26 protein-coding genes are annotated in these 20,839 nt (G+C 59.2%); 13 read left to right on the top strand and 13 right to left on the bottom strand.

Annotation, left to right across the window (positions count from 1 at the left end):
- Positions 1-47: 47 nt before the first annotated feature.
- The 5 genes from Q8L89_05095 to Q8L89_05115 all read left to right on the top strand — a co-directional run bounded on the left by Q8L89_05095 (position 48) and on the right by Q8L89_05115 (position 4,064).
- Positions 48-677, top strand: a complete 630-nt coding sequence (locus tag Q8L89_05095; protein MDP1708424.1) for an SCP2 sterol-binding domain-containing protein — start codon at positions 48-50, stop codon at positions 675-677.
- Complete coding sequence (gene ubiB, locus Q8L89_05100; GenBank protein ID MDP1708425.1) at positions 674-2,329, top strand: ubiquinone biosynthesis regulatory protein kinase UbiB; 1,656 nt, start codon at positions 674-676, stop codon at positions 2,327-2,329. Before Q8L89_05095 ends, ubiB begins: the two co-directional genes overlap by 4 nt.
- A gap of 120 nt (positions 2,330-2,449) precedes the next feature.
- Complete coding sequence (locus Q8L89_05105) at positions 2,450-3,196, top strand: TIGR04255 family protein (protein MDP1708426.1); 747 nt, start codon at positions 2,450-2,452, stop codon at positions 3,194-3,196.
- Positions 3,189-3,710, top strand: a complete 522-nt coding sequence (locus tag Q8L89_05110) for a hypothetical protein (protein ID MDP1708427.1) — start codon at positions 3,189-3,191, stop codon at positions 3,708-3,710. The genes Q8L89_05105 and Q8L89_05110 overlap by 8 nt, the downstream gene beginning before the upstream one ends.
- Positions 3,711-4,064: a hypothetical protein gene (locus Q8L89_05115; GenBank protein MDP1708428.1), complete on the top strand. Its 354-nt coding sequence runs from the start codon at positions 3,711-3,713 to the stop codon at positions 4,062-4,064.
- Between the two features lie 117 nt (positions 4,065-4,181).
- On the opposite strand, the gene Q8L89_05120 is transcribed toward Q8L89_05115, so the two are convergent.
- Genes Q8L89_05120 through gpmI form a run of 4 tightly spaced genes read right to left on the bottom strand, consistent with a single transcriptional unit; the run spans position 4,182 to position 8,895 of the window.
- Positions 4,182-4,739 carry a DJ-1/PfpI family protein gene (locus Q8L89_05120; GenBank protein ID MDP1708429.1) on the bottom strand — a complete coding sequence of 186 codons (558 nt, stop codon included), beginning with the start codon at positions 4,737-4,739 and terminating at the stop codon, positions 4,182-4,184.
- 48 nt (positions 4,740-4,787) lie between these two features.
- The gene (locus Q8L89_05125) at positions 4,788-6,122 is read right to left on the bottom strand and encodes a S41 family peptidase (GenBank protein ID MDP1708430.1); all 1,335 of its coding nucleotides are present in this window, start codon (positions 6,120-6,122) and stop codon (positions 4,788-4,790) included.
- 38 nt (positions 6,123-6,160) lie between these two features.
- A complete protein-coding gene (locus Q8L89_05130; protein MDP1708431.1) occupies positions 6,161-7,336 on the bottom strand; it encodes a peptidoglycan DD-metalloendopeptidase family protein in 1,176 nt (391 codons plus the stop codon).
- 11 nt (positions 7,337-7,347) lie between these two features.
- On the bottom strand, positions 7,348-8,895 hold the full coding sequence (gpmI, locus tag Q8L89_05135) for a 2,3-bisphosphoglycerate-independent phosphoglycerate mutase (GenBank protein MDP1708432.1): 1,548 nt from the start codon (positions 8,893-8,895) through the stop codon (positions 7,348-7,350).
- Between the two features lie 99 nt (positions 8,896-8,994).
- Between gpmI and Q8L89_05140 the strand changes: the two genes are divergently transcribed.
- From Q8L89_05140 to Q8L89_05170, 7 genes are all read left to right on the top strand, one after another.
- Entirely contained in the window at positions 8,995-9,420 is a 426-nt protein-coding gene (locus tag Q8L89_05140; GenBank protein ID MDP1708433.1) for a rhodanese-like domain-containing protein, read from the top strand.
- A 2-nt stretch (positions 9,421-9,422) separates the two neighbouring features.
- Complete coding sequence (gene grxC / locus Q8L89_05145) at positions 9,423-9,707, top strand: glutaredoxin 3 (protein ID MDP1708434.1); 285 nt, start codon at positions 9,423-9,425, stop codon at positions 9,705-9,707.
- Positions 9,708-9,731: 24 nt separating this feature from the next.
- Complete coding sequence (gene secB, locus Q8L89_05150) at positions 9,732-10,217, top strand: protein-export chaperone SecB (protein MDP1708435.1); 486 nt, start codon at positions 9,732-9,734, stop codon at positions 10,215-10,217.
- Positions 10,218-10,259: 42 nt separating this feature from the next.
- Positions 10,260-11,270 carry an NAD(P)H-dependent glycerol-3-phosphate dehydrogenase gene (locus tag Q8L89_05155; protein MDP1708436.1) on the top strand — a complete coding sequence of 337 codons (1,011 nt, stop codon included), beginning with the start codon at positions 10,260-10,262 and terminating at the stop codon, positions 11,268-11,270.
- Positions 11,271-11,479: 209 nt separating this feature from the next.
- Complete coding sequence (locus Q8L89_05160) at positions 11,480-12,223, top strand: hypothetical protein (protein ID MDP1708437.1); 744 nt, start codon at positions 11,480-11,482, stop codon at positions 12,221-12,223.
- Positions 12,224-12,244: 21 nt separating this feature from the next.
- A complete protein-coding gene (locus tag Q8L89_05165) occupies positions 12,245-12,499 on the top strand; it encodes a hypothetical protein (protein MDP1708438.1) in 255 nt (84 codons plus the stop codon).
- Between the two features lie 107 nt (positions 12,500-12,606).
- Entirely contained in the window at positions 12,607-12,828 is a 222-nt protein-coding gene (locus Q8L89_05170; GenBank protein ID MDP1708439.1) for a DUF3185 domain-containing protein, read from the top strand.
- Positions 12,829-13,141: 313 nt separating this feature from the next.
- On the opposite strand, the gene trmL is transcribed toward Q8L89_05170, so the two are convergent.
- The gene (gene trmL, locus Q8L89_05175) at positions 13,142-13,606 is read right to left on the bottom strand and encodes a tRNA (uridine(34)/cytosine(34)/5-carboxymethylaminomethyluridine(34)-2'-O)-methyltransferase TrmL (GenBank protein MDP1708440.1); all 465 of its coding nucleotides are present in this window, start codon (positions 13,604-13,606) and stop codon (positions 13,142-13,144) included.
- Positions 13,607-13,659: 53 nt separating this feature from the next.
- Here trmL and Q8L89_05180 point away from each other — a divergent pair, with 53 nt between their 5' ends.
- Entirely contained in the window at positions 13,660-14,625 is a 966-nt protein-coding gene (locus Q8L89_05180; GenBank protein ID MDP1708441.1) for a dihydroorotate dehydrogenase, read from the top strand.
- 15 nt (positions 14,626-14,640) lie between these two features.
- On the opposite strand, the gene Q8L89_05185 is transcribed toward Q8L89_05180, so the two are convergent.
- The 8 genes from Q8L89_05185 to Q8L89_05220 form a co-directional block, all read right to left on the bottom strand.
- Positions 14,641-14,820, bottom strand: coding sequence for a hypothetical protein (locus Q8L89_05185; GenBank protein ID MDP1708442.1), 180 nt, complete (start codon positions 14,818-14,820; stop codon positions 14,641-14,643).
- 74 nt (positions 14,821-14,894) lie between these two features.
- Positions 14,895-15,161 (bottom strand): hypothetical protein, encoded by a 267-nt coding sequence (locus Q8L89_05190; GenBank protein MDP1708443.1) that lies wholly within the window; start codon positions 15,159-15,161, stop codon positions 14,895-14,897.
- 49 nt (positions 15,162-15,210) lie between these two features.
- Positions 15,211-16,071, bottom strand: coding sequence for a formyltetrahydrofolate deformylase (gene purU / locus Q8L89_05195; protein MDP1708444.1), 861 nt, complete (start codon positions 16,069-16,071; stop codon positions 15,211-15,213).
- 105 nt (positions 16,072-16,176) lie between these two features.
- On the bottom strand, positions 16,177-17,583 hold the full coding sequence (gene glnG, locus Q8L89_05200; protein ID MDP1708445.1) for a nitrogen regulation protein NR(I): 1,407 nt from the start codon (positions 17,581-17,583) through the stop codon (positions 16,177-16,179).
- A complete protein-coding gene (glnL, locus tag Q8L89_05205; protein MDP1708446.1) occupies positions 17,580-18,635 on the bottom strand; it encodes a nitrogen regulation protein NR(II) in 1,056 nt (351 codons plus the stop codon). The genes glnG and glnL overlap by 4 nt, the downstream gene beginning before the upstream one ends.
- A 158-nt stretch (positions 18,636-18,793) precedes the next feature.
- The gene (locus Q8L89_05210) at positions 18,794-19,423 is read right to left on the bottom strand and encodes a DUF4124 domain-containing protein (protein ID MDP1708447.1); all 630 of its coding nucleotides are present in this window, start codon (positions 19,421-19,423) and stop codon (positions 18,794-18,796) included.
- An 8-nt stretch (positions 19,424-19,431) separates the two neighbouring features.
- Positions 19,432-19,860, bottom strand: coding sequence for a polymer-forming cytoskeletal protein (locus Q8L89_05215; protein MDP1708448.1), 429 nt, complete (start codon positions 19,858-19,860; stop codon positions 19,432-19,434).
- Positions 19,844-20,788, bottom strand: coding sequence for a M23 family metallopeptidase (locus Q8L89_05220; protein MDP1708449.1), 945 nt, complete (start codon positions 20,786-20,788; stop codon positions 19,844-19,846). Before Q8L89_05220 ends, Q8L89_05215 begins: the two co-directional genes overlap by 17 nt.
- Between the last annotated feature and the right edge of the window lie 51 nt (positions 20,789-20,839).

The raw sequence follows: 20,839 nt of genomic DNA on the forward strand, positions 1-20,839 counted from the left end.
GCTGTAACGCAGTATTGGAGAAAAGGGCGCGTTTTTAGAGGTGCCTTTTGAGTCGCCCATTACCTGCACCGCTGGCGGTAATTTTTGAGGCCGCGCTCAATCGCTATCTGGCGATGGACGCAGGTACTCAGCGCCAACTCGCGGCGTTGTCCGGCAAGGCGGTGGCGGTAGAGCTTACCGATTTTGACTGGGAGTGGGTGATGCAGGTGGAGGCCGACAGCCTGCGGGTGTTCAGCAGCTACGACGGCCCGGTGGCCGCGCGTCTGCGCGGCAGCAGCGGCGCCTTGCTGCGCATGGGCGCGGGTGACAAATCGCGTGCGGCATTTTCCTCCGGCACCGTGGAGTTCAACGGCGACGTGGAACTGGGGCAGCGCTTCAAGACCGTGTTTGACAGCATCGACATCGACTGGGAAGAGCAGCTCTCCAAAGTAACGGGTGATGTGGCGGCACACAGTATCGGCCACGCCGTGCGCAGCACGCGCGTCTGGGGCAAGCAAACGCTGGCTACGCTGATGCAGGACTTTGCCGAGTATCAGCAGGAAGAGGCGCGCAACCTGCCGACGCAGGAAGAGGCCGAGGCATTCAACGCAGCAGTGGATACGTTGCGCGATGACGTCGCGCGGCTGGAGCAGCGTATACGCCGTCTGGCAGACACGAAAAAAGGCCCGCCACCATGATCTCGCCGCGCCAGATGCTGCGCCTGCTGTACATCAACATCGTGCTGGTTCGGCACGGTCTGGATGAAATCATACTTGCCACCCATTTGTTCCGTCCGGTGCGCTATGTGCTCTATCTGTTTCCCTGGTACTGGCTGCGGGGCAAGCAGGCGCCGCGTGCCGTGCGTATCCGGCGTGCGCTGGAAGACCTCGGCCCGATCTTCGTCAAGTTCGGCCAACTGCTGTCCACCCGCCCCGACCTGCTGCCGGAAGACATCGCCCACGAACTGGCCTTGCTGCAAGACCAGGTGCAGCCGTTTCCCGGCGCACAGGCGCGTGCGTTTATCGAGCAGGCGTATGAAAAACCCGTGCTTGAGGTCTTCAAGGAATTCGACGAAACGCCGCTGGCCTCCGCTTCGGTCGCCCAGGTGCATGCCGCGCAGTTGTTCGATGGCCGTCAGGTCATCATCAAGGTGCTGCGGCCCAATGTTGAGCGGGCCATCCGCCGTGACGTAAGCCTGCTCTACACCGTGGCAGGGCTGGCCGAGCGCTACTGGGCCGACGGCAAGCGCCTGCGCCCGACGGCCGTGGTGGCCGAGTTTGAAAAGACTTTGCTGGGCGAGCTCGACCTGTTGCGCGAGGCAGCCAATGCAAGCCAGTTACGGCGCAACTTTGAAGGTTCCGACCTGCTCTACGTGCCGGAGATCGTGTGGCCGCTCACGCGCCGTAACGTGATGGTGATGGAGCGCATTTTCGGCACGCCGATCAGCCATGTCAAAAGTCTGGTACAGCAGGGGGTCGATCTCAAGCGCTTGTCCGAGAACGGGGTCGAGATATTTTTCACCCAGGTATTCCGCCACAACTTTTTTCACGCCGACATGCACCCCGGCAACATCTTCGTTGCCAAGGACGGCCGCTACATGGCGGTAGACTTCGGCATCATGGGGACGCTCAGCACGCGCGACCAGCGCTATCTGGCGGAAAACCTGCTCGCCTTCTTCCACCGTGACTACCGGCGCGTGGCCGAGGCTCATGTCGATGCCGGCTGGGTGCCGCCGGGCACGCGGGTGGACGAATTCGAGGCGGCCATCCGCAGCGTGTGCGAGCCCATCTTCGAGCGCCCCTTAAGCGAGATATCCTTCGGCCAGTTGTTGCTGCGTCTGTTCCAGACCGCGCGCCAGTTCAACATGGAAGTGCAGCCGCAACTGGTGCTGCTGCAAAAAACCCTGCTCGCCATTGAAGGCCTGGGCCGTGAGCTGTATCCGGAACTGGATTTATGGCAGACCGCCAAGCCGTTTCTGGAGCGCTGGATGAGCGAACAGGTCGGCGTGCGCGGCCTGCTCAAGGCGCTGAAGGAAAACGCGCCGGTGTGGGCGGAAAAACTGCCCGACCTGCCGCTGCTGGTGCACGACTTTTTGCAACAGGCGCACGAAGGCAAATCAAAGGTGGAGTGGAAGTCGGACGAAATCGCCAAGCTGCGGCGTGAAATCCGCCGCGCGCAGCGGCGCAACTACAGCGTCATTGTCGGCAGCGCGCTCATCATCAGCGCCGCCATCGTCAAGGGCCTCGACGGCTTTGCGCCCACCATGCTGGGTGATGCGCCACTGTTGACCTGGGTGCTGGCTGGCTTGGGTGGGCTGCTGGTGATCGCCGCGTGGCCGGATGATAAATAGCAGGCTCATTAAAGGGTAGGCTCTAACCACTTTAGTGTTGATGTGATTAATAGGGGCCGGATTGACCGTCAGTTATGTAGTGCTGTACCCTGTGTGAACTTACGATCCCTGTTATATGCTATGCAAACTCTTCCAAAAAAACTTAAGAAAGAACCGCTGATAGATGCCGTGTTTGAGGTGCGTTTCACTAGCGCATTTCCGGCCGGAGGTGTATTGCCAGGCTTGTTATTTGGAAATCTTGATGGCGACAAGAAGATTGAGCAGCTTCCACTGTCGCAGTTACCCCAAGTTATGCGGGATGAAGATCCGAACTTGCGGTTTGCGCCATTGAGCCGACTCGACTGGGGGCAATTTTATATCAACATTGGCGACCGTAGTGTTTCAGTTGGTTTTAAATATCCGTACCCTGGCTGGAATAGTTTCAAGCCAGCAATTATTAAGGTAATGGACGCTCTGAAAGGTGCAAATGTTATAAAGTCTGTAGATCGGTACTCGCTCAAGTATATTGACTTGCTTCCCGCAACTGACCTTCGAGAACAGGTGTCACTCGTAAATTTTGACGTAACTCTTGCTGGGCATAAATTAAAAGATGAGGCATTTCAAATTCGGTTAGACATTCCGAGAGGTGACTTCATTCATGTGGTTCAGATGGTGTCATCTGCAACAGCCACCCTGCATACTGGCGAGTCCAAGCAAGGGCTGATTGTTGATGTTGACACTATTGCCAACCAACAAGGCGAGACATTAGAAGGTTTGCTTAGCGAATTTTCTGACAAGTTGGAGACAATACATACAGCAAATAAGAAAGTATTTTTTGATTGCCTAAAGCCAGAAACCATCAAGGCACTAGAGCCAGAATATGTATGATATTTACTACAACCAAGCATTAAGTAAATTTAATCCAGTATTGATGGCGGGAATGCTTGCTATGCACTCTTTGCCAGTGATTGCACAGCCAGACATGGAAGAACAGTGCAGCAAAAGCATATTGGATGCTGCTTACCGCGCATCAACAAATTCTGCGACATATTCACACTTAAGCAGCATCTTCACAGGTAAGTACAGCTACGCTACCGCGAAATTTTCGCAGCCATGGATGACATCCGAGTTGGCGGATTTTCTCCTTCGTTCCTCACAAGTTTCTTTGGAGGGGTTGGATTATTTGCTAGTGGCAATACATGATACTTATGGCGACGTGCAAATAGATACCGTCATGCATACTGATCCTGAAGAGGGGTGGATCAAACCAGTTTTTATTGTTCATTCTGGGATAGAAGATTTTGATAATCTTATGGATATTGAGGATAGTTTTTTTGTTAAAGCAACTAGTGACCCGACCCTTCGTGCAATACTGCCTTTTGTCGTAGTGTCGCAGGCCTAAATGGCTTTCAACCCTGTCGATTTCTATCACCTCGCTGGCTGGTTGTTTGCGCAGCAAAATCCGCACGACGAAGCCCGTGCTCGGGCCGTCATCTCCAAAGCGTATTATGGCGCTTTTCTTGAGGCAAGAAATAAGGCTGGTATCACCGACAAGTCACCCGGCGTACACAAAAAAGTCCGTGCCCATTATTACTGTAAGGGCCATTTGGCACTTGCAAATCGGCTCGATGATTCTAGGATTAAGCGCAATGGCGCTGACTATGATACGGCTCTAACCATAACATCAAGGGATTCCGGAAAGGCTCTTAAACTGGCAAAGAGAATACTGCAAGACCTTGGGGTTGCTCTAGTGTAACTGGCTTGTGCAAGGCGCATTCAAGGGGGCAGTGAGTAGCATGGGTGGAATGAAATGAAACCTAGGGAATACTCCCCTGCTTGTGTATTCAGGTATCGCTTGATGCTGTGAACGTTGCTATTGATGTGGCCGCTGCAAATCAGCCTCCACCGCATCCCGCTTTTCCTTCCCCGACAATAACTCAATCAGTTCCAGCGCAAAATCCATCGCCGTGCCGGGGCCGCGCGAGGTGATGACCTTTCCGTCTTTGACCACAGGATTATTTTCAATCGTGATGTTGGGTGCGGCGAGTTTTTCCAGCGTGCCGGGAAAGCCGGTGGCGCGTTTGCCGTCGAGCAGGCCCGCGTGCGCGAGCACGGTGGGTGCGGCGCAGATGGCGGCGGTGAATTTTCCGCCGTGCGCCATTTTTTCCAGCAGGGAATGGATGCGGGCGTCGTTGTTGAGGTTGTCGCTACCGGGCTGGCCGCCGGGCAGGACTACCATGTCGTAGTCGAGCTTCAGCGCTTCATCGAGCGTGGTGTCGGCCAGCAGCCGGGTGCCACGGCTGGCCACTACCGGCTCGGCGTCGAGGCCGGCGGTAACAACGCTGATGCCCGCGCGGCGCAGCAGGTCGATGAGGGTGACGGCCTCGAGTTCTTCACAGCCCTGGGCGAGAGGAACCAGTACGCGAGGCATGCCGCGGGCTCCGGCTAGTGGTGGGCCCGCCGCAGGCAGTGCGCAGCGCTATTCATTGCTGCTGCGCGATTGCAGTATCGCCATGCCCTTGAGCAGGGTGAGGGCCTCGTGCAGCGGGTAGTCGCTGCTGATGAGCGGCTCCTTGCTGTCGCCCTGTGCCGCGCCTGCATCACTGGTGCTCTTGGCCTTGTCGCCATTGCCGTTGGTGAGGTGGCGGGTCAAGTCGGCTTCCTTGAGCGGCTCCATCACGGAGCCTTCGCCCACAGTCACCTTGACGTTGTCGATGATGATGTCGGGCATGATGCCCTCGGCCTGTATCGAGCGCCCGTTGGGCGTGTAGTAGAGCGCCGTGGTGAGCTTCAACGCCGTGTCGTTGGTGACAGGCAATATGGTCTGTACCGAGCCCTTGCCGAAGGTCTTGCTGCCCATGATGACGGCACGCTTGTGGTCTTGCAGTGCACCGGCCACGATTTCCGAGGCCGAGGCCGAGCCGCCATTGACCAGCACAATCATCGGCGCGCCCTTGAGTACGTCACCGGGAGTAGCGGTAAAGCGCATCTTGGAATCCTTGACCCGGCCCTCGGTGTAAACGAGCAGACCCTTTTCGATAAAGGCGTCGCTGACGGTCACCGCCGCGCTCAGCACACCGCCCGGATCATTGCGCAGGTCGAGCACCATGCCCTTGAGGCTGCCGCCGTTGTCTTTCTTGAGCTGGCTGACGGCCTCAATCAAATTGGTGCCGGTCTGGGCCTGGAACTGCGAGACGCGCACATAGCCATAGCCCGGTGTCAGCGTGCGGAACTTGACGCTTTTCACCTTGATTACGGCGCGCGTGAGGATGATGTTGAGCGGTTTTTCTTCGCCCTTGCGCAACACGGTGAGGGTGATTTTGGTGCCGACGTCGCCGCGCATCATCTTGACGGCATCGTTCAGACTCATGCCCTGCAACGGTACGTCATCAAGACGGACAATCAGGTCGCCGGCCTGCATGCCGCCGCGGCTGGCGGGCGTGTCATCGATGGGCGAGATTACCTTGACGAGGCCGTTTTCCATGCTGACTTCAAGGCCGAGGCCGCCGAATTCGCCGCTGGTGCCGATCTGCAGTTCCTTGTAGGCGTCGGCATCGAGGTAGGCGGAGTGCGGGTCCAGCCCCGCCAGCATGCCTTGTATGGCATGGTTGAGCAGGGTTTTGTCGTCCACGGCTTCGACGTAGTCGCTTTTGACGCGACCAAAGACCTCGGTGAAGGTGCGCAACTCGGCGAGTGGCAGGCTGCTGTCTGCCATGTTTTCGCGGTCGGCAAAGACGCTGTGCCCGATGGTGAGCGATGCGCCGAGTACCAGCCCGAGTGCCAGCATGAGGAAGGTGCGTAGTGTGGGCTTCATTTATAACTCCGTGACGCCGTTTAGGGTGCGCCTGCTCTTTAGTTGTTGCTGCCGCGTTTTGGTTCCTGTGGCAGGCACCAGGCGAGCGGGTCGCGCGGCAGGCCTTGCTCACGTATTTCAAAATATACTCCGGGGCGTTTGTGGCTGCCACTGACCCCCATTGCAGCGATGCTCTCGCCTGCTTCCACCCAATCGCCCACCCCCTTATACAGGGCCTGATTGTGTCCGTACAGGGTCATGTAGCCGTCGCCGTGGTCTATGATGGTCAATAAACCGAAGCCACGCAGCCATTCGGCAAACACCACCCGGCCGGGCGATACCGCCTGCACCGTGTCGCCGGCGTGGCCTTCAATCAACACGCCCTGTGCGCGTGACCGCTCGCTGCTCGGTGCAGTAACTGTGCCAGGGGCGGGCCAGGGGAGTGCGCCCTTGAGCGCCGCAAACGCGGTGTGGCTCGGGCTGTCCGGCGGGCGCGGCGCCGATGTAAGGCGTTGCAGCAGTGCATCGAGTGCGCGCTCATCTTCCAGCAGCCGCGCAAGATCGGTATCTTTGCGCTGAATGTCGGTGTTGAGGCGGGCGAGGATCAGGGTGCGCGCCTGCTGACCCTCGTCCAGTATCTCCTTCTCCTGCTGTTGCGCGCGGTGCAGTTTGGCCAGCTGCATGCGCTGCTGGCCGATGGCGTGCTCCGCCGCTGCCATGCGTGCAAGGTCTGTCTCCGCACGCACGATGTGCCCGGTGCGGACACGGTTCAGATAATCGTAGTATATCAGGCTGCGCCCCACCCGGGCAGGGTCTTGCTGGTTGAGCAGCAGCTTAAGACGGTCCTGGCGCCCCATCAGGTAGGCCGCGCGGATTTGCGCGGCGAGGGTGTTGCGTTGGGCGCTCATTGCGTCGGCCAGTCGCCCCCGATCCTGTTGCAGACGGGCAAGCTGGGCGTTGTGCGCCTCCACGTCGGCGTCAAGCCGGCGCAGGCGCTGGTTGATGCGACCGATGGCCTGTTCGCTGGTCTTGAGCGAATTCACCAGCTCATTCTGGGCGGCGTGTTCGTTGGCGAGCGTGGCACGCAAGGCCTGTATGCGCGTCCGCAGTTGTTCGAGTTCCTGGCGCGTGTGGGTGATGTCGTCGTCGGCAGCGACGGCGGGGCCCGCGTTGTGTATGAGCAGCGCGGTGGCCAACAGCAGCCAGCGACAGGCTGTCAGAGGGCCTCTGGTCAAGTCAGGGCACCTTAGGGGGCAAGCTCCACCAGCGGGATGCCGCTCATCTCCGCTGGCACCGGCAGCCCCATGAGCACCAGCATCGTGGGGGCGACATCCGCCAGCACGCCGTCATTGCTAAGGTGCGCAGGACGGCCCACGTAAATCAGCGGCACCGGGTTGGTGGTGTGCGCGGTGTGGGCCTGGCCGGTACCATCGCCAATCAACTGCTCGGCATTGCCGTGGTCGGCGGTGATGAGCATCTCGCCGCCCGCTTTCTGCAGCGCCTCGTGTACCCGGCCCAGGCAGGTGTCCAGTGCCTCTATGGCCTTGATCGTGGCGGCGTAATTGCCGGTGTGGCCGACCATGTCGGGATTGGCAAAATTGCAGATGATGACATCGTATTTGCCGCCTGCAATCGCGGCAACCAGCTTGTCGGTCACCTCACTGGCGCTCATCTCCGGTTGCAGGTCGTAGGTGGCGACATTGGGCGAAGGGATGAGGATACGGTCTTCACCCTCAAATGGTTGCTCCTCGCCGCCGTTGAAAAAGAAGGTGACATGCGCGTACTTCTCGGTCTCGGCGATGCGCAACTGGCGCAGGCCGTGGCGCGCGATGTAGGCGCCGAACACGTTGTGCAGGCGCTCGGACGGAAAGGCCACCGGCACGTCGAATTTGTCGTTGTATTCGGTCAGGCTCACAAAGGCGCCGAGTCTGGGCTTGAGGGCGCGCTCAAATCCCTCGAAGTCAGGCTCGATGAAGGGCCGCGTGATCTGGCGTGCGCGATCGGAGCGGAAGTTCATGAACACCACCACGTCGCCGTCTGTCATGCCCACCGGCTGCGCGCCGGTGGGCACAATGGCGGTGGCCCTGACGAATTCGTCGGATTCATCGCGTGCATAGGCCTGCTCCAGCGCCGCAGTTGCCGTCGGCGCCTGGAACGCTGCCTGACCCTGGGTGATGAGGTCGTAGGCGGCCTGGATGCGCGGCCAGCGGTGATCGCGATCCATGGCATAGTAGCGGCCGATGATGGAGGCGACGCGCCCGTGGCCGAGTGCCGTGCATTTGTCTTCCAATGCCTTGATGGAGGCCGCTGCGCTGCGTGGCGGGGTGTCGCGGCCGTCGAGGAAGACATGTACATACACCTGCCTGGCACCACGTTTTACCGCCAGATCCAGCATGGCAAGAATGTGCTCCTCGTGGCTGTGCACGCCGCCCGGCGAGAGCAGGCCCATGATATGCACAGCTTTGCCACTGCCAACAGCCTTGTCTACGGCCCGCGTCAGCGTCTGGTTGGTGAAAAATGCGCCGCTCTTGATGGCGCGGCTGATGCGCGAAAATTCCTGATATACGACGCGGCCGGCGCCGAGGTTCAGGTGGCCGACTTCAGAGTTGCCCATCTGGTCGGCAGGCAGGCCCACATCGGTGCCCGAGGTGCGCAACAGCATGTGCGGGTAGGTGTTCCAGAGCCGCTCCCATACAGGCTTGCGCGCGTTGCGCACGGCGTTGCCTGCAGGCTTCTCACTGTAGCCCCAGCCGTCGAGAATGATCAGGGCCAAAGGCTTGTGTGCGGATGGCATAGGCGGTGTATTTTAAATTACTGATGCAGATGGGTTCAAAGGCCGTTATTATATAGCGTTTACGCGCTTAGCGCAGCCCCGCAGCTAGCGACCGGAACCATGCAACAGTTTTTTACCTTCGTCATTAATCATTGGGTGCTCTTTCTGGCGCTGCTGACCGTCAGCGTGCTGCTGGCGGCAAACCTGCTGTCGGAAACACTGCTTGGGTTCAAGTCAGTCGTGCCCCAGGCCGCTACCCAGCTGATTAACCGCGAAGGCGCAGTCGTGCTCGATGTGCGCGAGGAGACCGACTTCAGCGCTGGGCATATCGTCAATGCCATCCATATCCCGTTGGCCGGGCTTGAGGCACGGCTCAAGGAGCTCGACAGCATGCGGGAGAGCCCCTTCGTCGTGACCTGTCAGGCAGGCCAGCTTTCGGCGCGCGCAGGCGACATTCTGCGCAAGCACGGTTTCACCAAGGTGTATAAACTGGCCGGTGGTCTCATGGCCTGGAAGGATGCCAAACTGCCGCTGGTAACGAAATGAACATGACCAATGTCGTCATCTACAGTTCCGGTATGTGCTCTTATTGTGCGCGCGCCCGCCAGTTGCTGGAGCGCAAGGGGGTGCGCTACACGGAGCATCGTGTCGACGAGCAGGCGGATTTGCGTCATGAAATGGAGCTGAAGAGCAGGCGGCGCAGTGTGCCGCAAATTTTCATTAACGACGCGCATATCGGCGGCTTCGAGGAACTCGCGCAGCTAGAGCGAAACGGCAGGCTGGAAGCGTTGCTGCTACAGCCATGCCTGGCGCGCCAGATGGGAGCCGGTTAACACCATACTTCTCAGGAAAGGATCATGGCCGAAAAAACAAACCCGCAAAAACCCGCCGCTGCAGATACCGCGCAGTTTACCATCCAGAAAGTGTTCGTTAAGGACCTCTCGTTCGAGGCGCCGAATACACCGCAGATATTCAATGAACAGTGGGCGCCCCACATTGACCTCCATCTGCAGAGCAAGGCGATCAAGCACGAGGAAGCGGTGCACGAGGTCGTGCTGACTGTAACCGTGACCGCCAAGTTGGACGATACGACTGCGTTCCTGGCCGAGGTACAGCAGGCCGGTATTTTCACCATCCAGGGCTTTGCGCCGGATGACCTGGCGCGCATGCTGGGTAGCTTCTGCCCCAACCTCCTGTTTCCATTCGCGCGCGAAGCCGTCGCCGACATCGTCGCCAAGGGTGGCTTCCCGCAGCTGCTGCTCTCGCCGGTCAACTTCGATGCCGTTTACGCGCATATGCAGCAGCAGAAGCAGCAGGGCACGGACAAGGAAGTTGAGCACTAGTAGCCTGCATCCGTTGCCGCTACCAGTGATGACGCCACGGCGGTGACAGCCGCCTGTCCGTCCATCGCCGTCCTTGGTGCCGGGTCATGGGGTACGGCGCTGGCCATTCGGCTGGCGCGCAATGGCCGGCCGACCGTGTTGTGGGGCCGCAATGCGGAGCTCATGGCGCAACTGGTGCAAACACGCTGCAACACACGTTTCTTGCCCGAAGCCGTATTGCCTGAAAATCTGACGACGACCTCTGATCTGGCGCATGCGCTCGGCACGGCAAGTGTCAGTCTCATTGCTGTGCCGAGCCACGCATTTCGCGAAACACTGAAACTGCTTGCTGCCCACCTGTCACCATCGTTACGCATCGCCTGCGCCACTAAAGGTATGGAGCCCGGTAGCGGAAGTCTGCCACATCAGATTGCTCGCGAGGTCATGGGTGACGCACGCCCGTTTGCTGTTATCTCCGGCCCCACCTTCGCCCGCGAAGTCGCTGCGGGATTGCCAGCCGCCGTCACCGTCGCCACGCAAAATGCAGCGTTTGCTGCCGAACTTGCCGCCGCCTTGCACGGCGATAGTTTTCGCGCCTATACCTCGGACGATGTGACTGGCGTGGAGCTGGGGGGTGCGGTCAAGAATGTCCTTGCCATTGCCGCCGGCATCGCCGATGGCCTGGGCTTTGGCGCCAATACCCGCGCCGCGCTCATTACCCGCGGCCTTGCCGAGATGATGCGCCTGGGCGTAGCCCTTGGCGGCCAGCGCGAAACCTTTATGGGGCTGGCGGGGCTGGGTGATCTGGTGCTCACCTGCACTGACGATCAATCACGCAACCGCCGCCTGGGGCTCGCGCTCGCGCGCGGCACAGCGCTCACGGATGCACTGTGCGATATCGGTCAAAGCGTGGAAGGTGTAGCCACTGCGCGCGAAGTCGTGCGCCTGGCCAAGGTGCACAACATCGAAATGCCTATCAGCGAGCAGGTATGCAGCGTGTTGCACGAAGGCAAGAGCCCCCGCGCCGCCGTCCAGACATTACTCCAGCGCGAACAAAAAGCAGAAACGCCTTAATCTCCCGTCCAGATAAGTTTCCGAGTTCTGCTGCACCTCATCCGAACAAAGCCTGCCCAGCCAGTGCTTTACCCCTCGTTATCTGTTGGGCTGATTGGCTTGTAGGGCGAACGCTGCAAGCGCAAAATAGCGCCTTGTCGGCAGAACGATTTATCAACCAATGCGTCTTAGATAATGGTGGGATAAGCCTGGGTGAGTTGGGAGGACGTATGAGCAGCAGTTCGGTTGAGAGTAGTGCTGCCACCTCGGTGCGTACCGTTGGGTTCCTCCTTGTGCTCCTGACGGCGGGTTGCGCCGGATTGGACCGCGCGCCGCCTCCGCAGAGCGTGACACAGGCGGAAGTCGTCGCAGACGAACAGACCGTTGCAGATGACCCGGTGGTTCATTCAGTGACGCCGGCTGTTACTGCCGAGCCGGAGGTCTACCCACCTGTCGTATCCACCGTGGCCGAGCCGGTGGCTGATTCAGCCCCGCCGCCCGTGGTGGCAGAGCCGCTAACTCGCCCGGCCACGCCATCTGCCCCCCGCGCCACGGATACCAGCATTGCCAAGACCCAGGCGGCGAGCGCCAAGCCCCCCGCACAGCCACCCGCAGCACCCGTGCTCGCGGAGCCGCCCCAGAAGAAAGAGAGTACTCCACGTACGGGACAGCAGCAGGCGGCGCTGGATATGGCGGCGCTGGAGAAGCGACTGCGAGAGACCAAGGCCATCGGTGTGTTCACCAAAATTACGCTCAAGAATCAGGTGGACGATCTGCTGAATCAATTCCGGGCGTTCTACCAGGGGCGTGCCAAGGCCACCCTCGCCGAACTCCGGCAAGCATATGATCGGCTGCTCCTCAAGGTGCTCTCGCTGCTGCAGGACGGAGATCGATCGCTGGCCAGTGAAATCGTTGCGTCGCGTGATGCGATCTGGGGCATTCTGTCGGATCCGGTCAAGTTTGCAAGCCTCTAATTTGAGGGCAGGAGAGATACCATGAATAAATATGTAAAGGCTCGGGCGCTGACCGTTGTGATGGCGGTATTGTTTACTGCACCGTCGTTCGCCGCAGATGACCCGGCGCTGCTCAAGGACATGACGAGCGTGATTGCGTTGCTGGGCCTGTCCTGTGGCCAGGTCGTCAGTGCCACACAGCAAGGGGACAACGACCACATTGTGTCGTGCACGGATGGTAATCGCTACCGGGTATTTGTAAACGCCGAGGGCCGTGTCGTTGCAGAGAAACAATAAGCCAGCCAAGAGTCACTCTTGCAAGACGTAGCCGGGCTGTTCTGTTACCGTAACAGCTGTTGAGCCTGGAGTTTTTAATGTCGGCTTGAATCGAGGGAGGCAGCGCCATGAAATCAGCAACGATAACCGGTATTGCCCTGATCCTGCTTGGCGTGGTCGCCCTTTCCTATCAGGGCATCACCTATACCAGTGAGGAAAAGATCATTGATATGGGCCCGTTACAGGCCACGGCCCAGACTGAAAAGACCATCCCGTTGCCGCCCGTGCTGGGAGTGCTGGCACTGGTTGGCGGGATTGTGCTGGTGGTGGTAGGGGCGCGCAAACCGTAACTATTAAAACTGGCCGCAGGGTGCGGCAGTTTTAATGCGGGTGTAGTACTGCCTGGCGACTATCGGCCGGGGTTAGCCCGGGATAATGCTTTTTAAACGTGCCGGGTCTGCACCTTGGCCTTCTTCGCTTCCCGTTTTTCCTTCATGGTCTTGGCTGGCTTTTTCTTGGCTTGCTTCTTGCTGTCCATGCCTTTGCTCATGGTGCTGTCTCCTTAATTGTCCGATGTAGGCAGCGTAACAGGTCGGCTGCGTTTTAACGTTGCTGTGCTGTAATGTACCTCAACTTACCCACCACGCAAAGCAGTAAACCAGCTCACCCCGCTCCGGAAAAACTCTGTTGCCGCCAGGCTTCGTACAACACTACCGCGACGGCATTGGAGAGATTGAGGCTGCGGTTGTGGGGTTGCATGGGGATGCGCAGAATGTGGTTCCTGGGCAGTGCATCAAGCACAGGCTGGGGCAGGCCACGGGTTTCGGGGCCGAATAAAAGCGCATCCTCCGGCCGATAGGTAGCTTCCGCATAATTGTGCGTGCCGCGCGTGGAGATGGCGAACAGGCGCGGGGGCCGCACGGTTGATTTGAAGACATCGAGGTTGTCGTGCTGATGCACGCTGGCCCAGTCGTGGTAATCCAGCCCGGCGCGCTTGAGCTTGCTGTCGGTGGGGCTGAAGCCGAGTGGCTTGATTAAATGCAATTGCGCCCCGCTGTTCGCGCACAGGCGTATAATGTTGCCGGTGTTGGGTGGAATCTCCGGCTCGAACAGGACGACATGGAGCATATGGGCGCCTCTAAAAATCCCCCCTTGCCCCCCTTTATTAAGGGGGGATGTTAATGGACGAGTTGCAGCAGAAAATGCTGGGCATGGAGTTCTGCGGCATGCGCTTCAATACGCCGCTCGTGCTGCTCTCCGGTTGTGTGGGGTTCGGTGAAGAATACACGCGCGTGAATGGTTTTTCCAATCGCGACGCGGGCGCGGTGTGCCTTAAGGGGACTACTCTCGCCCCGCGCCTCGGCAATGCGCCGCACCGGGTGTGGGAAACGCCGATGGGGATGTTGAATGCCATCGGCCTGCAAAACCCCGGTACCGAACATGTAATCAAGTCTATTCTGCCGACGCTCGATTTCAGTGAGACACGTTTCATTGCCAATTTGTCCGGTTCCACCATCGAGGAGTATGTCGAGGTCACGCGCCTGTTTGACGATTCACCCATCGACGCGATGGAGATCAATATTTCCTGCCCCAATGTGAAAGAGGGCGGTGTGGCCTTCGGCAACGACCCCGACATGTCGGCGCGCGTGGTAGCGGCTTGCCGCGCGCAGACCAGGAAGCCGCTCATCACCAAGCTCTCGCCAAATCAGACTGACATAGCCGAGAACGCGCGCCGCTGTATCGAGGCGGGCACCGATGCGTTTGCGGTCATCAACACCCTAATGGGCATGGCGATAGACATCGAAAGGCGTACACCGGTCTTGGGTAACGGCCAGGGCGGGCTGTCTGGCCCGGCGATCAAGCCCATCGCACTGCTCAAGGTGCGTCAGGTGTATCAGGTGGCGAAGCGGCACAAGATACCCATTATCGGCCAGGGGGGCATCCTGACGGCAGAGGATGCGCTGGAGTTTCTCATTGCCGGGGCTTCCGCCATAGGCGTCGGTACGGCGCTGTTCTATGACCCGCTGGTGTGCCCAAAAATAAACACCGGCATCGCAGAGTATTTGCAACGCCACCAGTTAACTCACGTCTCGCAACTGGTGGGGTCGCTCAAGTCCTTTCCCGGCATAGACGACTGCTGCAGATAAGGCGGCGGCTTCCGTTCAGCGTGGTACCAGCAACTTCCGCTCCGGAAAATCAAAATCGCGCGGGTCACCAGCAGGATAGACCTGGGCAATCACTTTCTCGTCATCACCAAACAACACGACGATGCTTTTCCACGGCAGAGGGCGCGGCCCTTCGGTGGGAAAGTAGAAGATGCGCGGTTTTCCTGCCTCATACATGATGGGTATTTGGGCCGGTTTTTCATGACCCACAAAACCGCAGGGCGCCGTCGGCGGCCGGTAATGTGACTGGATCAGATTTTTGTCCGCATCATAAAAAAAGCGCTCACATGAACCTCGGCGAGAGATACCGCTTTGACGGAGGTTACCTCCACCTTGATCGAGGTGACGTCGTGCGTGCAATGGGTGCCGATCAGTATCGATGTGTCGCCAGCATCGGCATGTGTGATGCTGTTTATGGTGTAGCCATGGGTGTTGTCGGCCCGGCCTTCGGTGGTGATGCCCAAGAGGGCTATTAACAGGAACGGTAGAATTGTTGCGCGGTGTCTGAGTGATGGCATTAGCATACATACTCCCTCGGGGCTTGGATAACCAGTTCTGCAGTTCAGCTTATTTAAATACCACGGTGCGGGCGCCATGTACCAGCACCCGGTCTTCTACATGATAGCGCACGCCGCGCGAGAGCACGTTTTTTTCCACGTCGCGCCCCAGACGAACCAGATCCTCTGCTGCCTCACTGTGATCGACGCGGATCACGTCCTGGTCGATGATGGGGCCTGCGTCGAGCTCGTGGGTGACATAGTGACAGGTGGCGCCGATCTGCTTTACCCCGCGCTCAAAGGCCTGATGGTAGGGCCGCGCGCCGACAAAGGCGGGCAGCAGGCCATGATGGATATTGATGATGCGGTTGGGGTAGGCGTTACAGAAATCATCCGGCAGGATTTGCATGTAGCGGGCGAGGACGATGGCATCCGCCGCGTGTTGTTCGCACAGGTCCAGAATTCTGGCGTGGGCAAGTTTTTTGTCGTGCGCGGTTACCGGTACATGGATATACGGGATGTCATGCCATTCCACCAGTTTCCGCAGGCTGTCGTGATTGGAAATGACGCAAGGGATGTCGAAGTCAAATTCCTTGCTGCGCCAGCGGTAGAGCAGGTCGGCGAGGCAGTGATCCTGCGTGCTCGCCAGCAGCACGATGCGTTTTTGGACAGCCGTATCGCTGACACGCCACTGCATGTTGAATGCATCGGCAATGGGGGTAAAGCGTGTGCGGAGTTCCTGGGTGTCGAACGGGAGCGATTCGGCAACGATCTCCTGGCGCAGGAAGAAATGGCCGGTGGCGGGCTCGCTGTGGCTGGCGCTTTCGCTGATGGTACCGGCATGACCGGCGATAAACGCACTCACGGCAGCGATGATGCCCGGGCGGTCGGGACAGGTGAGTGTCAGCAGGTAACGTCGCGCGGCAGTCATCAGGGCTAAGGTTTCTTGATATCCATAATGTTGCATCCTGAAGGCAGGGGGCAACAGCGGCTCTATGTTACCAAGGAGTCGCCGAGATCCATAATGCCGCGCGGGCTATTCAGCCGCCGTCATGCCCAGCTCCTTGATTTTGCGCGTCAGGGTGTTGCGGCCCCAACCCAGCAGGCGTGCGGCCTCGAGCCGGCGGCCACCGGTATGTTTGAGCGCGCACTCGATCATGATGCGTTCAAAGGTCGGTGTGGTATTGGCGAGCAGGTCACTGTCGCCACGCGTGAGGCGCTGGTCTGCCCAGCGCCGCAAGGCGGACTCCCAATTTTCGCTGCCCGAGGCCTGGGCTGCGGCGGTACTCAGCTCGGGCGGCAGGTCATCCGGATGCACCACTTCGCCGACCGTCATCACGGTAAGCCAGCGGCAGATGTTTTCCATTTGACGTACATTGCCCGGCCAATCCAGTTTGGTGAGGAAGATTTCTGTGTCAGCGCGCAGGCGTTTCGGCTTCACACCCAGCTCCTGTGCGGCCTGCACCAGAAAATGCCGCAGCAGTAGCGGGATGTCCTCCCGTCGCTGCCGTAGCGGCGGGATGTGAATGCGGATGACGTTGAGGCGATGGAACAAATCTTCGCGGAAGCCGCCTTGCTGTACGCGTTGTTCCAGATCCTGATGGGTGGCGGCAATAATGCGCACGTTGACCTTGATCGGCTGGTGGCCGCCCACACGGTAGAATTCGCCATCGGAGAGCACGCGCAACAGCCGCGTCTGCAGCTCGGCAGGCATGTCGCCTATTTCGTCCAGAAACAGGGTACCGCCATCCGCCTGTTTAAAGCGTCCTTCGCGCTGGGTCTGTGCGCCGGTGAACGCCCCGCGCTCATGGCCGAACAGCTCCGATTCCAGCAGGTCACGCGGGATGGCCGCCATGTTAAGGGCAATAAACGGCTTGTCCGCGCGCGGGCTGTGGCGATGCAGCGCGTGTGCGACCAGCTCCTTGCCGGTGCCGGATTCGCCGTTGATGAGCACCGTGATGTGCGAGCGTGACAGCCGCCCGATGGCGCGGAACACTTCCTGCATTGATGCAGCCTCGCCGATAATTTCCGCGCTGGCGGGTGTTTCCGTGACCGGGCGGGGCGCGCGTTGGCGCTGATGGGCAATGGCGCGCCGCACTACTTCAACGGCTTCATCGGTGTCAAAGGGCTTGGGTAGATACTCAAAGGCCCCGCCCTGGTAGGCCGCCACCGTGCTGTCCAGATCGGAATGGGCGGTGATGATGATGACCGGGAGTTCGGGGTAGCGCGTGTTCACTTCGGCCAGCAGTGCCAGGCCATCGGTGCCCGGCATGCGGATGTCGCTGATGAGTGCGTCGGGCTGCTCCCGCGCGAGCGCAGCGCCCACACGGGTCGCGCTGTCGAAGCAGGTGACCTCCATATTGGCCTGTTGCAGCGCCTTTTCCAGCACCCAGCGGATGGAGCGGTCATCATCGATGACCCAGACGCGATCTTTGTCAGTCATGGTTGTGCTCCGTTATCTGTCGGTAACAGCAGGGTAAAAATAGTTTCACCGGGGCGGCTGCTGCATTCAATCAGTCCGCCATGCTGATTGATGAGCCCCTGCGCGATGGAGAGGCCGAGCCCCGTGCCCTCGGCCCGTCCAGTGACCATCGGGTAAAAAATGTTATCGATCAGGTGCTCGGGAATGCCGGGACCGTTGTCGATGATGTCGATACGCGCCACCAGGCGGTGATGCTTCTGGCCGATGGTGGACTGGCGCTGAATGCGCGTGCGCAAGCGGATGACACCCTGCTCGCCGAGCATCTGCCCGGCGTTGCGCACGATATTGAGCAGGGCCTGAATGAGTTGCTCGGGGTCGGCGTCCAGCTCGGGAATGCTTACGTCATAATCGCGCTGTACGTGTACGCCGTCCGGCACCTCTGCCAGTACCAGGCTGCGCACCCGCTCCAGCACCTCATGGATGTTGGTGGCGCGGCGCTGAGGCAGGCCTTGGGGCCCGAGCATGCGCTTGAGCAGATTTTGCAGCCGGTCAGCTTCGCCGATAATGATGCGCGTATATTCCCGCAGGCCTTCCGAGGATAGCTCGCGCTCCAGCAATTGTGCCGCGCCGCGCAAGCCGCCGAGCGGGTTGTTGATTTCATGCGCCAGCCCGCGCAGCACGGCGCGGTGTGCATGGTGTTGCGCCAGCAGATGTTCCTCGCGCGTGATACGCAGGTGCTGATCGACGCGGCTGAGTTCCAGCAGCAGCTCCTGCTCGCTGAGGGGTGTGGCAACGGCATCGAGCGTCGACAGCGTGCCATCGGCGAGGCGTAGCTGTAACTCTCGCTCGGTGAACGGATGTAGTGTGGCGAGCGCACGCTGCATGGAGTTGGTGAAGGTGGTGGCATCCGGCATGAGGTCACGTGCCGCCACACCACGCATCTGGCGGGCGCTGCTGGCGAACAACATTTCACCCGCCGGATTGGTATAACGCAGGCGTAACGTACGGTCGAACAGCAATACCGCAGTATTGAGGTTTTCGATGATGCTTGAATAGAGTGCTGTGCGTGTCATGGGTATTGCAGCCGTTACCCGGCCAGTGCAAGAATTAAACCAGCGCCCGAGCTGGGACAGTAATACTTATAATAAACAGTATATTAAGTGAACCGACCACATACCGGTTCAAGCCTTGCGAGGTTACAGGATAGACTAAAGCGGGGCGTATTGCACCATTATGGTGCGTCTGGGGCGGGGTAGGCAGGTGGGTTGAAGTTAGGCGCCATCAGTGGGCCAGCCTTGATGAATTGTGCCGAGTGTCGCTTCATGTGGAAGGTGACAGTGGACGAGGTGATCAGTTCGCCTTGTTTGGCATCGAGTACGACGGCTTGCAGTGTGTGCGTGCCACGGTCGGCATTTTTTAATTGAAATGTTGGCGAGGTGTAGCGGTCCGGCAAGGGTTGGCCGTCAAGCAAGACCTTGATGCTGTGTCCCCACTGCGAATCCCACTCAGGCACCGTCACCACCATCACTTCGACGTTGCCGGTGTTTTCGCGTACGGTAGCGTCGTTTGCGGGGGTCACGATCGAAAGTGAAGTGTAGCCTTTGAAGGAGGGCGCGGCATTCTGTGCCCCGTCCTCCGGCACGCTGGCGGCAGGCGCGGTGGTGGAGGTGGTCGCAGGTGCTGGCAGTGGTGTCGCGGGGGGGAATTTTGGCAGATCGACTTCAGTTGCGCCCGGCTGTGGCTGATCAGAGTAAGTCACCCTGCCATCGGGACCGACCGACTTGTACACAGCGCCAAACACTGTCAGCGGCACGGTCATGCCAACAAGGATCAGCACTAGACGCGATGCGTAGACGTGCATGGTGTCAGTCAGGCGTGCTGAGCGAAGCGATCCGGGGTCTCAAGCGTGGTGATGGGAGATCCGGTATCAGTCTGTGTATCAGCATGTTTGCACTGGCCATCGAAATGAGCCCCGGTTTCAATCCCCAGCGTGTTGTGCCACACGATGTTGCCCCTGACCTTGGCGGTTTGGGAAAGCTGCACGATGTCGGAGTTAATCAGACCCCGCACTTCGCCCTGAATGATGATCTCGCGAGTGCGTATATCGCCCACGACATGGGCGTGTTCCCCGACTGTCAGCTTGTCGGCGCTGATGTTGCCGTTCACAGTGCCGTCAATATGTATTTCACCTTCGGTAGTGAGATCGCCGGTGATGGTGAGGTCTGCGCCCAAAATGGAGGGGGCGTTACTATGCTTGTGCTTGTTCAAGGGCGTACCCTCGTTATTCCTGAAAAACATACTTGCCAGCTTTCAGAAACGAGGCCGGATCCTGCTGTTCACCCTGGAACATCACTTCATAGTGCAAGTGCGGGCCGGTGCTGCGGCCGGACGAGCCTACCAACCCGATTTTTTGGTGCAGGGCAACCTTGTCGCCGGGCTTGACCAGCAATTTGTTCATATGACCGTGACGTGTGGTCAGGCCGAGGCCATGATCGATTTCCACCATGTAACCATAGGCATCATGGTGGTCAGCGAAGGTGATCTCACCTGGCGCGGTAGAATAAACAGGTGTGTTGCGTGGGGCGGAGAGATCAAGGCCGCTATGCATGGCCCATCGACCGGTAAAGGGATCGCGGCGTTTGCCGAATTGGCTCGACAGGTAGCCAGTGTTGAGCGGGGCAGCGACCGGTAGCCGCTCAAACAACCCTTCGAGGTTTGCCCACCTGTTCATCTGGGTTTCGAGTTCGAGCACGCTATCTTCGAACACATCCTGCATGTTAGTAAAGAGGCTGCTGGTCTTTTTGGGGTCTGGGCTGGTTTTAAGATAGGGACCACCCACCCCGGAATCTTTCTTTTTGCTCAGTGCGCCAATATCCAGGCCTGTGAGCTTGATCGCCTTTTCCAGCCGGTCGGCGTTTGCCTTGGTGCGTTCCTGGAGCTGTGCCATCAGGCTGACCTGAGCGTCCTTGATCTGGGCCGTCTGGTTAAGGGCGGCTGAGAGTTGTGCATGCAGCGCAGTGACATCGTTGCTCAGGCTGTGAGCTTGGGCCTGGGCGCTATCGCGCTCGGCAGCGAGGCGGGCAATCAAGGCTTCCTTTGAGGACAGGGCCTTGCGGTAGGATGCGACCATGTCCGAGTAGGGCAGTGACTTGATCCAGGCTGCGCTTGCCAACATGACCGCTATCAGTACCAGCAAACTGAGCGCCAGCTGGAGGTTGCGTGACACGGAAATATAACGCACCCGCCCGTGACAGCGATACAGGAATTGTCGCTCCGG

This window comes from Gammaproteobacteria bacterium, assembly GCA_030680605.1.
GTDB lineage: Bacteria > Pseudomonadota > Gammaproteobacteria > SURF-13 > SURF-13 > JAQBXX01.